This is a genomic window from Gordonia jacobaea (genome assembly GCF_001186365.1).
GTDB classification, from domain to species: domain Bacteria; phylum Actinomycetota; class Actinomycetes; order Mycobacteriales; family Mycobacteriaceae; genus Gordonia; species Gordonia jacobaea.
On record NZ_LDTZ01000015.1, the window covers coordinates 274100 to 286386 of the forward strand.

Sequence of the window (12287 nt, forward strand, 5' to 3'; positions counted from 1 at the left end):
TTCATGGGGCCTCCTCGGTTCACACGTTCGGTCAACGGTACGCGGTACCCGCTGTGGCTCAGCAATCCGCATGCACCGTGAACGGGTCCGTCGGCGTCGCGAAGACCTCGACGTCGAGCGCGAGCCTGTCCGCCAGCAGTTCGGCAACCTGTGTGCACCACGGGAATTCGGTGGCCCAGTGCCCCGCGTCGACCAGCACCGGTCCGCCGGCGCGCAGCGCCTCGTCGACCGGATGGTGCCGCAGGTCGCCGGTCAGATACAGGTCGACGCCGAGGCCACGCACCGTATCGAGCAGCGAGTCGCCGGCCCCACCGCACACCGCAACGGTCTCGACGACGCGGTCGGGCTCACCGGTTGCACGCACTCCCCACGGCGAGCGCAGCGCGCCGGCGGCTCGCGTCACGAACTCCCCGACTGTCGACGGCGATGCGAGCCGCCCGATTCTGCCGAGACCGGTATCTGAGTCGATGGCTTCCTCGGCGAGGATGTCGAACGCGGGCTCCTCGTAGGGATGAGCAGCGCGCAACGCGGCAAGCACTGAGCGGCGCAGTCCGCGCGCCGCGACCATTTCCACCCGCGCTTCGTCGACATGAGTCCGTTCTCCCAGCGACCCGATCGTCGGGTTGGCCGCACCTCGCGCCTCGAACTGGCCGACGCCGACCACCGACCACGCGCAGTCGCGGTATTCACCGATCGCCCCGGCTCCCGCGGCGAACATCGCCTCGCTGACCTGCTCGGCGCTGCCCTCGGGCACCATCACGACCCACTTGTCCATCGGCGCCAGCGGCGCGGGCTGCAGCGGTGATGTCTCGACGACGCCGAGCACGTCCGCGAGCGCGTCCGACACTCCCGGACGCGCGCTGTCGGCGTTGGTGTGCGCGGTGAACAACGCCGTGTGCGAGCGGATCAGCCGATGCAGCACAGAGCCTTTCGCGGTGTCGGCGGCAACCGAATCGACGCCGCGCAACAGCAGCGGATGGTGCGCGACGATGATGTCGACGTCGCCTGCGACCGCCGCGTCGACGACGGCATCGGTGACGTCGACGCAGATCAGCGCCCGCGCAACGGCTTCCGTGCGATCCCCGCACACGAGTCCCACCGAGTCCCACGCTTCCGCCAGTCTCGGCGGGTAGGCGCGATCGAGTAGATCGGCAACCGACCCCACTGATGTCTCAACCCCTGATGTCCCCGTTGCGAACTCATCCTCATGCGTCATCGTCGACGTCCTTTCGTGCGCGGGCGAGTGCGTCGATCATCGCGGTGACAGTGGCGTTGTCGCGTACCGCGAGCCGTAGGTGATCGCCGTCGAGGCCGACGAAGTTGGCGCAGCTCCGCACTCCGAAACCCGCTGCGCGAAGGGCATTCTTGACCGCGATTCCATTCGGCATCTCGATGAGGATGAACGGCGCGGTGGGTGGTGTGCACACCCTGATCCCCGCGAGTGCGAGTCGCTCCAGCATGAGTTCTCGCTCGGCAGCGACGGCGCGAGCGGCGTCGTCGCAGAAGCGTTGGCCTGCGGGACCGACGCACTCCGCCAGCGCGGCGAGCGCGGGCGTCGACAACGGCCATGGTCGACGCCCCAGGCTCAACCGTTCGACGATCTCGGGTGACGCCAGGAGGTACCCCGCGCGCAGGCCGGCAAGTCCGAAGGTCTTTGTCACACTGCGGATCACGACGACGTCGTCGGCTCGCATCGACGCGAGGGACTCCGGCTCACGCTCTCCGGTAACCGCGTCGACGGTGAGGTCGGCGAACGCCTCGTCGACGACGAGTATCCGACCCGGCCTGCGCATGGCATCGAGCGCGGCTCTGCTGTGCAACACCGACGTCGGGTTGGTCGGGTTGCCGACGACGACGAGGTCGGCATCGTCGGGGATGCGGTCGGCGATGTCGTCGGGGTCGATGCGCCACGGCGGCGGCAATTCCACCTGGGTGATGGGGATTCCGGCTGCCCGCAGCGCGATCTCCGGCTCGGTGAACGACGGCTGGACGAGCGCGGCGTGCCGGGAGCCGAGCCGCGGCAGCATCTCGAACCCGTCCGCGGCACCCGCGAGCAGCATGACCTCGCTCGGATCCCGTTGGTGTAGCGCACAGATCGCGGCGATCGCGGTATCGGCGAACGCGGCGCTTGGATACGACGCGAGGTGTGCACAGGCGTCGACGATCGCTGCGCGGACGAACTCGGGCGCCTCGCCGCGGACGTTGACGGCGAAATCGACGACGCCGGGCTCAACGTCGACGTCGCCGTGTCGGCTGAGCCGGTACACGCTGTCCTGCGGAATCGAGCCTGCTGTCATAACCGTCGAGCCTAACGGTCGAGAGCCGACGGACACCCCGACCGCACCACGCTATTCGGACACCCACGGCGGTACATGTCACGATGGAGCCGTGACTTCTCCGGCAGATCCGCGTGATCCGCGGACAGCACTGTTGTTCGACCTCGACGGCACGATCACCGACAGCTTCTCCGGCATCGTCAACAGCTTCCGGTACGCCCTCGCCGAGGTCGGCGCGCCCGAGCCACCCGACGACGTGGTCGCGGGAGTCGCGGGACCGCCGATGATCGACACGCTCACCGGCCTCGGACTCGATCAGGAGACCGCCGACGAGGCGATGCGCGCCTATCGCAAGCGCTACACCGACGTCGGATGGCTCGAGAATTCGGTGTTCCCGCAGATCCGCGAACTTGTCGAGGATCTGGCGGCCCGAGGCCGGAAGATGACGATCGCGACGTCGAAGAACGAGAACACGGCGCGAGCGATCCTCGAACATTTTGCGCTCGCCGACCACTTCGAGGCGATCTGCGGTGCCAGTGACGACGGTTCACGTCGCAGCAAGGCCGACGTGATCGCGTGGGCCCTGAGGCAATCGGGCATCGCGCCCGACCCGGACACCGGACTTCCAGATCACCCCGTCGTGATGATCGGCGACCGTTCGCACGATGTCGAGGGGGCCGAGAGCTTCGGAATCCCGACGGTCTTTGTCTCGTGGGGTTACGCTCGGGCCGGGGAAGGGGACGCTGCCTCGTGGCGCGTCGATTCTGTTGTCGATCTGCGTGAGGTCCTAGGTGTCTGATCAACTACACGTCTGTTTCGTGTGCACGGGCAACATCTGCCGGTCGCCGATGGCGCAGAACATTTTCCGCTCCGCCATCGACGACGCCGGGCTCTCCGACAGGGTCCGCGTGACCAGTCGGGGTACCAGTAGCTGGCACGTCGGCGAACCCGCCGACAATCGCGCACGCACCGAACTGCTCGCCCACGGCTACTCCGACGCCCACACCGCGGCACACCTGGCCCCCGACGACTTCGATGCGGACCTGCTCGTCGCGATGGATTCCGGCCACGCCAAGGATCTCGAACGCAAACGGCTCGGCGACCGCGTGCGGCTGCTGCGCAGCTTCGACCCCGACGCAGGCGACGACCTCGACGTCGCCGACCCGTACTACGGAACACAGGGAGACTTCGCGCTCACCCGTCAACAGATCGAAGCGGCCGTTCCGGGCATGTTGGCCTGGGTCAACGACCGCCTGGGCAACAGATAGCCGCCGCGGCGTCGAACGGCGCCCCGCACAGCCGACGTCTGCGGGCACCTCGGTACCGTTGAGGCATGCGTGTGCTGCGAACCTTCCTCCGACCTGGGTGGATTGCCCTGGCCGTGGTGGTCGTGGCATTCGCGGCGTTGTGTTTTTCCATCCTCGCTCCGTGGCAACTGGGTAAGAACAGCAAAACCAGCGACCGCAACCACCTCATCGAGCAGGCGGTGTCGATCGCGCCCGTTCCCCTGGCGTCCGTGGCGCCTGCCGGTAGCGGATTCCGATCCGACACCGAGTGGCGCGAGGTTCACATCACCGGCACCTTCCTGACCGACAAGCAGGCCCTCGTGCGACTGCGTTCGGTCGGCGAGCGCCCGGCCGTCGAGGTCCTGACGCCATTCCGGGTCGCGGGTTCAGACCGGGTACTGGTCGTCGACCGTGGGTACGTGCGACCCGAGCAGGGCCAAACTCCGGTCGTTCCCCCACCGCCACAGGGTGAGGTGACCATCGACGGTCGAATCAGGGCCAGCGAGGGCACGTCGCCGGGTCGAGGCGCGGCGGTCGTCGACGGCGCGCTGTCGGTGTACACGATCGACCCCGGTGAACTGTCGCGCGCGACGTCCACCGCAATGGACCCCTTCTATATCCAGATTTCGCCGAACCAGCCGGGGGCGCTCGGCGAGATCCCGCTTCCCCAACTCGATTCCGGCCCCTATCTCTCCTACGGGCTGCAGTGGCTCGCGTTCGGAATCATGGCGCCGCTCGGGGCCGGGTACTTCATCTATGCCGAGATCAAGCAGCGTCGCCGGACCCGCGGCACGGCGTCGACGGATTCCGCTGCGGTGACCACGGATTCGCAGGCGCCCGCCACCGCGACCTCTGCGAGTGCCACCTCCGAACGCGCCGCGCGCCGCAAACGATTGCGCGCAGAACTGCGTGGCGACACCGCCGTCGACGACTCCGACCACTCCGAGACGACTCGGATCGGCCTCGGTCCGGACACCGAACACGCGCCCGACGACGTCCGCGACAAACTCACCCAGCGCTACGGCGGCTGAGCAGCCGACGCTGTCGAACTGCGCCGAGCACGTAGGCGATCAACGCACTCGACGCCAGAGCTCCGAGCTGTACCCGCCGCGACAGGTGCGTCGTCGAATACAGATCCGCAACCTCCGGCGGGTGACCATCCCCGAGCGCGGGACGCTCTTCGACGCCGTGCGGGTACACCGTGCGACCGCCCAGACGAAGCCCGAGCGCTCCCGCGAACGACGATTCGACGACGCCCGCGTTCGGACTCGGATGCGCCGCGGCATCGCGTCGCCACGCGCGCAGAGCGCCTGCGCGGTCGTCTCCGAGCACAACGACCAGCACCCCGGCGAGCCGTGCCGGCACGAGGTTTGCGACGTCGTCGAGTCGCGCCGAAGCCCATCCGAACCGTCGGTACCGGTCGTTGCGGTAGCCGACCATCGAATCGAGGGTGTTGACGGTTCGGTACGCGATCAGCCCCGGCACACCCGCGACGCCACCCCAGAACAGCGGGGCCACAGCAGCATCCGAGGTGTTCTCGGCGATCGATTCGACTGCGGCACGCACGATCCCGGCAGCGTCGAGGTGTTCGGGGTCACGACCACACAGGCTGGGTACCAGTGCGCGGGCGGCGTCGATGTCGTCGACGGAGAGACTGTCCGCCACCTCGCGCCCGACCCGGTTGAGCGTGGTGCCACCGAGTACTGCCCAGGTCACCGCGGCAATGGTCGCAATCCGCACAGGGGAGAAATCGACGCGCCTGGTGGCGCTGTCGACTCCGACGCCGACGCCGATCGTCGCACAGACCGACGTCGCGGCGAAACCTACGCCAGCCGAGCGCGAGTCGGCGTAGACGCTGCGCTCGAGTCGGCCGATCGCGCGCCCGATGCCCGCGACGGGATGCCACCGGCGTGGGTCGCCCAGTGCGCGATCGAGGAGGTAGCCGACGCACAGCCCGACGGGGACGTCGAGTGCTCGACCCGCCGGACCGAACGCGCGCGGACTGGTACTGGATGGGGCTCGACGCACCGCGCGATCGTATCGTCACCTCATGGCCAAACCCCGTCCCGCACCCGTCCCGGGTAGCCACCCGATCGACAGCGGCACCGCCGAGGTGGTTGCCGATCCCATCTCCGGCGGCTGGCTGCTCCTCATCAACGGGACACACAGTTCGCACATCCACCCCGACGATCCGTCGGCACTCGATTTCGAATACCTCCGGCAGATGGCGGCGGTCATCGACGACCGATATCCCGATACGTCGACGCCGCTACGGGTTCTCCACCTCGGCGGGGCGGCGTGCGCGCTTCCCCGGAACCTGGCCGATCGCTACCCGCGGGCGAGGCAGGTTGCGGTCGAGATCGACGCGGAGCTCGCCCGATTGGTGCGGGAGTGGTTCGACCTGCCGCGCGCACCGCTGTTACGTATTCGCGTCGGCGATGCGCGGGCCGTGACCGAGTCGCTGACCGAGGGGTCGCGGGACGTGGTGATCCGCGATGCCTTCGCCGACGCACGTACGCCGTCGCATTTGACGACCGTCGAGTTCGTACAGGCGGTCAAACGAGTGTTGGCTCCCGGCGGGCTCTATCTCGCCAACTGCGGCGATGCGCGAACTCTCGACCTGGTGCGCGCCGACGCCGCAGCAGTCGCGGAGGTCTTCGCCAATGTCATGCTGATCGCCGATCCCGCGATGCTCAAGGGACGTCGAACCGGCAACGTCGTCGTCGTGGGCAGCGACGACGACCTCGGTCCGTCGTCGACCTTGGTGCGCACCCTGCTGAGCGATCCTCTCCCCGCCCGCACGATTGCAGGAAGCGAAGCGCGAGCGTTCGGGCGTGGAAAACAACTTCGCGATCCCGAACAAGGTGTGCGATAGGGGTATTTAATACCCCCCGATACTCCTGGTATCGATCGTTCAGATGACACTTTCTTGGGCAACTAAAATTGATCGATGCGATATCTCAAAACCCGATAGAAAGCCCGTTCGAGGTTTCAGATCACATAGTCGAGCCGAGCGAGCACGTCCTTCGCCAGCCCCTCGTCACCGGTGACGGTCACCGTGCTCGGATCCGCATCACGCCGACCGCCGACCAGGCGGGCCAGATCGACTCCGTCGACCCGCAGGGTGACGTCCGCGGCGTCGTCGCCACCGTCGAATGACTCGACGAGCCCGGCACGCCCCTCCACCGCGACCCTGGCGTCACGAGGTGCGACACCACCGATCTCGAACCGAACCCTGCTACCTTCCGGCGCCGACGCACGCTTGCCCACCACGAACGGCAACGACGAGCAGATCTCGTCGAGTGCGACACCCGCGGTGACAGGATCGGACGGCAAGCCGTCGGCAAGGGCGTCACGCAGATCGATCTCGTGAATCCAGCAGTCGAAGACGCGGATGCGCATGAATCGCCCGTAGGTGTCGGGCCCGGCCGGAGTGGCCGTCTGCGCGTCGAACTCGTCCTGCGTCATCGCCGTGAGTGCTGCGGTGCGCACGTCGATGATCTCGTCGAGTGCGGCGAGCACCTCTTCGCGAGGCTTGTCACGGAAGTGATCGGCCCATCGCTCGTTGAGTTCGCCGATCGGATTCTTCACGTGCGTTCGCGAGGCGATGTCGTCGGCAGCCTCGACATCCCGGCCGGCGAGCATGCTCTCCGTGCCGATGATGTGCGCAACGATGTCGGCGTTGGTCCAGCCCGGGAGCACAGATGGCGCCGACCACTGCTCGTCGCTCAGTTGCGCCGCGAGTGACCGCACAGTGGACCACTCGGCGAAAAGTGCCGCGGTGATCGAGTCCTTGTCGACGACGGTGAGTGGCATGTTCTCGTCCTTCGTGTCCTGCGGCGCTGTGCGCCTACGCGCGGGGCTGTCAGTGCACCGCTGACACTAGCGGTTCTCGAGGGCTCCGAGGTGCGTTTGGCGGTCGCCGAAATGGCGAAAGTGCGCGCGCTCAACGGCTTTGGCACCGAGAAACTCGAGGTAGCGTTCGCCGACCGGCGTTTTGCCGATGATGCGGTGGTTCACCGTATTGCGCAGCCACGCGGAACCGATTGCCCACGGAAGTGCCTGCCGCTGCCCCAGATCTCGCATTCCTCGAGGGCCGAGGAAAGCTTGCAGCATGCTGAGCAGTCGGAGCCGGGTGTAGATTGCCGACGCAGCGGGAAACCACCTGTAGTTCAGATCTTTCTGCGAATCGACCAAAGCTGTCGTGAGCTGGGCTCCGGCGTCGGTGACGTCACCCTGTGCCAACAGCACCGCGTAGCTGAACTGATGCTGGGCTACCTCCTCGTCGAACAACCAGTCGTCGTCGACGCCGACCAGCCACCCCACGTACTTCCACAGATGCATCAACGCGCGAGAGTCCTCGCGACTGACAGGCACTCCCAGCGCCCGCACACCCATCAGGAGCGTCCCGCTGAACAGGCTCAGCGTTCCGGCCAGGTCGGCTTGATTGATCGGTAGCCCGTGACGGGCGACGTCCCATCGGCCGTTGTTCTCGAACGAGTGGTTGACCAGTGCGTGCATGAGTCGCACGTGAACCGTGAGTTTCCAGCCTTCGCCCCCACGCTGCATGCCGCCACGGCGGCCGACCTCGATCCCCCAGGCCTGGGTTTCGCCGAGCCTGCGCATGACGGTTGATCCGGTGAGGCCTCCGGTGGCGACAAGGAGATCGGGAGGCCCACCGAATCGATAGCCTCCGATCAACGACAGTTGCAGGAGGACATCGTTGGCGTTCTGTCCCAGCCGTCTGTACACGCCGGCGCCACGCTCGAGGAGGTCGGAATCGACCCACTCGGGCGTGTTCTCGACGGTGGCGAAGAACTCGCGCAGAGCCGGGGGTGCATCGGCAGGAACTTCCTCGAGCGCGTCCCGGAACTGCTGCATGCTGACCCGATCGGCCGAATCCCGTGGTGCGCGCATCGCCTGGACCAGAGCGGCAGCAGGTTCGTCGCGCATCATCATGCGCCGACCGATGATGTCGAGTTCAGCGGTGGTCGGCTCGCGCAGGCGCATGGAGACCTTCAGCAGCCGTCCGATTCGTCGGCCGCGGCGCTCAGCCGAGTGAAATCGCACTGGCGGACGTTTCGCCGAACCCTCGGGCCGTTCCATGACCGACATGAGACTAAACTAACAATCTGTCTCACTCACCGCAATGACCACTTCTCCGACACACGGATCGCTGCGGGTCAGCGCACCGGCTGGTCGCAACTCGCGGGAGCGGCGACCAGCGAGCACCACTGGGCGGGGCGAGTCGGACGATACGTCGACCCCACCCCGTTGCGCGCGGTGATGTCGCGATAGGCCGCCACCGCGTCGGTCGGCTGTCTGCGCAGCGTCGGATCTGTCTTGACGTCGACTGTGTACAGCCCGAATCGTGGTGTGTACGAACCCCATTCGTAGTTGTCGGTCAGGCTCCAGTAGTTGAATCCGATGACCGGTATGTGGTCTGCGCGCGCCCGTCCGACCCAGTAGACGAGGTCACGCAGGTGATCGCCGCGCCGGTAGCCGTCGGCGCGCGGTGCGCCGTTCTCGGTCGGCATGCCCGTCTCGACGACGTAGAGGGGCGTGCCGGGATAGCGCCGCGCGAGATCACGGAGGGCGTAGTAAATGCCGTCGGCCGATACCGTTGCGTTCCAGTTCTTTCCGGTGGCCGCGTTGATCGCGCTCAGATCGGTGACCGATGCCGAGTAGTAATAGTCGACGCCGATGAAGTCGAGCGAATCGCGCACCCGATCGACGAACGCGGCGTCGACGATCGGCTCGACGGTCGGGACGTATGCGATGTTCGACGACACCATGGCGCCGGGCTGGCGTTGGTGAATGTATCGGTAGATCGAGGTGTGCACGTCGACGAGCCGATCGCGCATCGTCGCGCTCGCGGACACGGGAAGCCCACCCATGCGCAACTCGTTGACGGCGTAGATCGTCGGCTCGTTGATCGTGATCCACAGCGGATTGGCACGTGCGTACCTGTCGACGACGAATCGCGCGTTCCGCAGCCACGCCCGCGGAGTCGACGCATCTGCCCACCCACCGCGTGCCGCGACCCATCCCGGGTAGACCCAGTGGTCGAGGGTGATCATCGGCCGCATCCCCGCGCTCACGATCGCTGCGATGAGGTCGTCGTAGTAGGCGAGCTCACGACGGTCGACGACTCCGGGCTTCGGCTCGATGCGGGCCCACTCGACGCTGACCCGAAAGCCCGTGACACCGAGCGACTTCGCGAGCGCGATATCCGAGCGATACCGATGACGGAAGTCGACGGCCGACCCCACCTTGTCGTCGGTTTTTCCCGCCGCGACATATCGTGTCCAGTTGCTGTCCGGAGACGACCCTTCGGACTGGAAACCCGACGACGACACTCCCCAGAGGAATCCCGGAGGCAGGGTTCCCGGTCCACCTGCCGACGAATGTGCTCCCGGCGGTTGCGCTCCTGCCTGGGCGGGAAGTGCACACACCGCCGCGAGCAAGGCGACCACCAGCAACATCAGCGGTGTGCCAGCGCATTTCCGACGAAGAACCCCACAGACTCCCCTGCCGGTCGGTGTGTGGGCCGGGCGACGCACCATCATGGCGCTCAGCATCGCAAACAAGACGCTGCGGTCGTGCCGAATCGGCACGACTGCACCGTGAGGCTGCGCCGGCACGTGAATCCCCCGGACGGATCACACCGTTGTTTGCGCCGACCCACTATTCTTGCCGGGTGCCGCGATCCGCCCGACGCCGTGCCTGGCGCACTGCACTCTCACTCGTCCTCGGCGTTCTCACCGCCGTTGCTGTTGCCTCGGTTGCCGAGACCGTCCCGGCGGCGAACGCCGTCGAACCACGTCATCACGTGGCCGACCTCTCCGGTTGCGCCGGACCGCACCGTCTCGCACCAGGGACGTCGAAGCATACGACGACCGTCGGCGGCGTCGAGCGCACCTACAGCGTCAACGTGCCCGCCGGTTACAGCGGGCAGTCGACGTACCCGTTGATCCTGGCGTTTCACGGGCACGCCGAACCCGCAGCGACCTTTGCACGGTTCACCGGCCTCGCGCAGCTCCCCGCGATCGTCGTCTATCCGGAGGGGCTGCGCGGCACCGACGGGCTCGTCTCGTGGCAAGGGGCGCCGTACTCCTCGCCGCGCGCCGACGACATAGCCTTCACCAGGACGATCCTGCGTGAGATGCGGGCGGCGGCGTGTATCGACTCGAGCCGCACGTACGCGGCGGGCCGGTCGAACGGTGGCGGACTCGTCGCGATGCTCGCGTGCAGGCTGCCCTCCGAGTTCGCCGCCTACGCGGTGGTGAGCGGGGCCTTCTACGACGTCGGGCGCCCGAATTGTCCCGGTGCCCCGCCCGCGTCCATCATCGATTTCCACGGCACGGCCGACCGAACGATCCACTACGACGGCGGCGTTCGCCACGGCGGCGCCTACGCGCCGGTGATGGATTGGCTGTCGGGGTGGGCGGCACGCGACGGTTGCCTGCCGCAGCCGCTCAAGTTTCCGGTCAATCGCTACGTCACCCGTATCGACTGGCCGTTCTGTGCAGCGTCGGGTCACGAAATCACCCACTACCGCGTCAATGGCGGCGCGCACGTGTGGCCAGGCTCCACCGGCAGCCCGTCGCGGGCCGGGCAGATGAGCAACTCGATCTCGGCAACGTCGCTGATCTGGCAGTTCTTCACCCGCCACACAAAGTGACACGATCAGCGCATTGCGGACCACAATTGTCCGCAATGCGCGCGAGAATGAGCGCATGCTCGATTCGTCTGCACGACTTCTCCAGCTCCTGTCTCTGCTCCAGATGCGCCAGGAGTGGTCGGGCGACGACCTCGCCACGAGGCTGAACATCACCAAGCGCACGGTGCGTCGCGACGTCGACAAGCTGCGCGACCTCGGCTATCCCGTCGACTCGACGGTCGGCGTCGGGGGCGGCTATCGGTTGGGCGCGGGCGCCGAGATGCCTCCGCTGTTACTCGACGACCAAGAGGTGCTCGCCGTCGCGCTCGGACTCAACGCCATCAGCAGTGCCGCCGTCAGCGACATGACCGAGGCTTCTACCGGTGCACTCGCCAAGTTGCGACAGGTGATGCCCTCACGGTTGCGGCATCGACTCGACGCCCTCACGCTCGATACCCTTCCGCAGGGACGCCGCGACACCGAAGTCGCCGCAGACGTGCTGTCCGACATCGCGACCGCATGCCATCGCTCCGAGCACCTGCGATTCGACTATCGACGTCACGACGGAACCGAGAGTCGACGCGAGGTCGAGCCGTACAGACTGGTGCGCAAGGGATCTCGGTGGTATCTGGTGTCGTGGGATCCCGACCGCGACGACTGGCGCTCGTTTCGCGTCGACCGCATGACGGTGAAGTCCCCCAACGGACGACGCTTCGTCCCTCGTGAACTCCCCGAAGGTGGTGCCGCCGCATTTCTGGCGCGCAGCCTCGGCGCGGCGTATCGGTCGGCCACAGCGCGGGTGCGCATTCACGCACCACTGGCCGTAGTCGAGAAGATGGTCGACGATGCTTGGGGCACAATCGAATTCGGCGATAGTTCGAGCTGCGAGCTCACGATCTACAGCACATCGCTCACCTCGATCGCACGCTGGCTACACGCCTTCGACGCCGACTTCTCGGTTCTCGAACCCGCAGCGCTGCGCGACGAATGTCGGGCCGTCGCGGAACGCCATGTGCAAATCGCCGAACGATACCGCCGCGCCTGACCTCGACGCGATGTCGC

At 66.9% G+C, this 12287-nt stretch carries 12 protein-coding genes; 6 read left to right on the forward strand and 6 right to left on the reverse strand.

Annotated features, from left to right (window positions below; translation table 11 throughout):
- Nucleotides 1-58 precede the first annotated feature (58 nt).
- Nucleotides 59-1216, reverse strand: coding sequence for a Nif3-like dinuclear metal center hexameric protein (locus tag ABW18_RS07160; protein WP_049698293.1), 1158 nt, complete (start codon nt 1214-1216; stop codon nt 59-61).
- Nucleotides 1206-2297, reverse strand: coding sequence for an Rv2231c family histidinol phosphate aminotransferase CobC (gene cobC, locus ABW18_RS07165; protein ID WP_049698294.1), 1092 nt, complete (start codon nt 2295-2297; stop codon nt 1206-1208). The genes ABW18_RS07160 and cobC overlap by 11 nt, the downstream gene beginning before the upstream one ends.
- 91 nt (nt 2298-2388) lie before the next feature.
- On the opposite strand from cobC, the gene ABW18_RS07170 reads away from it, so the two are divergent.
- The 3 genes from ABW18_RS07170 to ABW18_RS07180 all read left to right on the forward strand — a co-directional run bounded on the left by ABW18_RS07170 (nt 2389) and on the right by ABW18_RS07180 (nt 4593).
- On the forward strand, nt 2389-3075 hold the full coding sequence (locus tag ABW18_RS07170; protein WP_049698295.1) for an HAD hydrolase-like protein: 687 nt from the start codon (nt 2389-2391) through the stop codon (nt 3073-3075).
- Nucleotides 3068-3544, forward strand: a complete 477-nt coding sequence (locus ABW18_RS07175) for a low molecular weight protein-tyrosine-phosphatase (protein WP_049698296.1) — start codon at nt 3068-3070, stop codon at nt 3542-3544. Before ABW18_RS07170 ends, ABW18_RS07175 begins: the two co-directional genes overlap by 8 nt.
- 65 nt (nt 3545-3609) lie before the next feature.
- Entirely contained in the window at nt 3610-4593 is a 984-nt protein-coding gene (locus tag ABW18_RS07180) for an SURF1 family cytochrome oxidase biogenesis protein (RefSeq protein WP_049698297.1), read from the forward strand.
- On the opposite strand, the gene ABW18_RS07185 is transcribed toward ABW18_RS07180, so the two are convergent.
- Complete coding sequence (locus ABW18_RS07185; protein WP_049698298.1) at nt 4571-5590, reverse strand: cobalamin biosynthesis protein; 1020 nt, start codon at nt 5588-5590, stop codon at nt 4571-4573. The genes ABW18_RS07180 and ABW18_RS07185 overlap by 23 nt on opposite strands.
- A gap of 22 nt (nt 5591-5612) precedes the next feature.
- Between ABW18_RS07185 and ABW18_RS07190 the strand changes: the two genes are divergently transcribed.
- A complete protein-coding gene (locus tag ABW18_RS07190; protein WP_049698299.1) occupies nt 5613-6437 on the forward strand; it encodes a spermidine synthase in 825 nt (274 codons plus the stop codon).
- A gap of 116 nt (nt 6438-6553) precedes the next feature.
- On the opposite strand, the gene ABW18_RS07195 is transcribed toward ABW18_RS07190, so the two are convergent.
- From ABW18_RS07195 to ABW18_RS07205, 3 genes are all read right to left on the reverse strand, one after another.
- A complete protein-coding gene (locus tag ABW18_RS07195) occupies nt 6554-7378 on the reverse strand; it encodes a maleylpyruvate isomerase family mycothiol-dependent enzyme (RefSeq protein WP_049698300.1) in 825 nt (274 codons plus the stop codon).
- Between the two features lie 66 nt (nt 7379-7444).
- Nucleotides 7445-8677, reverse strand: coding sequence for an oxygenase MpaB family protein (locus ABW18_RS07200; protein WP_083444328.1), 1233 nt, complete (start codon nt 8675-8677; stop codon nt 7445-7447).
- 68 nt (nt 8678-8745) lie between these two features.
- Nucleotides 8746-10047, reverse strand: coding sequence for a family 1 glycosylhydrolase (locus ABW18_RS07205; RefSeq protein ID WP_049698301.1), 1302 nt, complete (start codon nt 10045-10047; stop codon nt 8746-8748).
- A 215-nt stretch (nt 10048-10262) separates the two neighbouring features.
- Here ABW18_RS07205 and ABW18_RS07210 point away from each other — a divergent pair, with 215 nt between their 5' ends.
- Both ABW18_RS07210 and ABW18_RS07215 read left to right on the forward strand, forming a co-directional pair.
- Complete coding sequence (locus ABW18_RS07210) at nt 10263-11246, forward strand: CE1 family esterase (RefSeq protein WP_235434306.1); 984 nt, start codon at nt 10263-10265, stop codon at nt 11244-11246.
- A gap of 55 nt (nt 11247-11301) precedes the next feature.
- On the forward strand, nt 11302-12270 hold the full coding sequence (locus tag ABW18_RS07215) for a helix-turn-helix transcriptional regulator (RefSeq protein WP_049698302.1): 969 nt from the start codon (nt 11302-11304) through the stop codon (nt 12268-12270).
- Nucleotides 12271-12287: the final 17 nt, after the last annotated feature.

Coding starts and splice junctions, on each gene's coding strand:
- ABW18_RS07160 (WP_049698293.1), bottom strand. CDS start 1,216: ATGACGCATGAGGATGAGTTCGCAACGGGGACATCAGGGGTTGAGACA.
- cobC (WP_049698294.1), bottom strand. CDS start 2,297: ATGACAGCAGGCTCGATTCCGCAGGACAGCGTGTACCGGCTCAGCCGA.
- ABW18_RS07180 (WP_049698297.1), top strand. CDS start 3,610: ATGCGTGTGCTGCGAACCTTCCTCCGACCTGGGTGGATTGCCCTGGCC.
- ABW18_RS07190 (WP_049698299.1), top strand. CDS start 5,613: ATGGCCAAACCCCGTCCCGCACCCGTCCCGGGTAGCCACCCGATCGAC.
- ABW18_RS07195 (WP_049698300.1), bottom strand. CDS start 7,378: ATGCCACTCACCGTCGTCGACAAGGACTCGATCACCGCGGCACTTTTC.
- ABW18_RS07200 (WP_083444328.1), bottom strand. CDS start 8,677: ATGTCGGTCATGGAACGGCCCGAGGGTTCGGCGAAACGTCCGCCAGTG.
- ABW18_RS07205 (WP_049698301.1), bottom strand. CDS start 10,047: ATGTTGCTGGTGGTCGCCTTGCTCGCGGCGGTGTGTGCACTTCCCGCC.
- ABW18_RS07215 (WP_049698302.1), top strand. CDS start 11,302: ATGCTCGATTCGTCTGCACGACTTCTCCAGCTCCTGTCTCTGCTCCAG.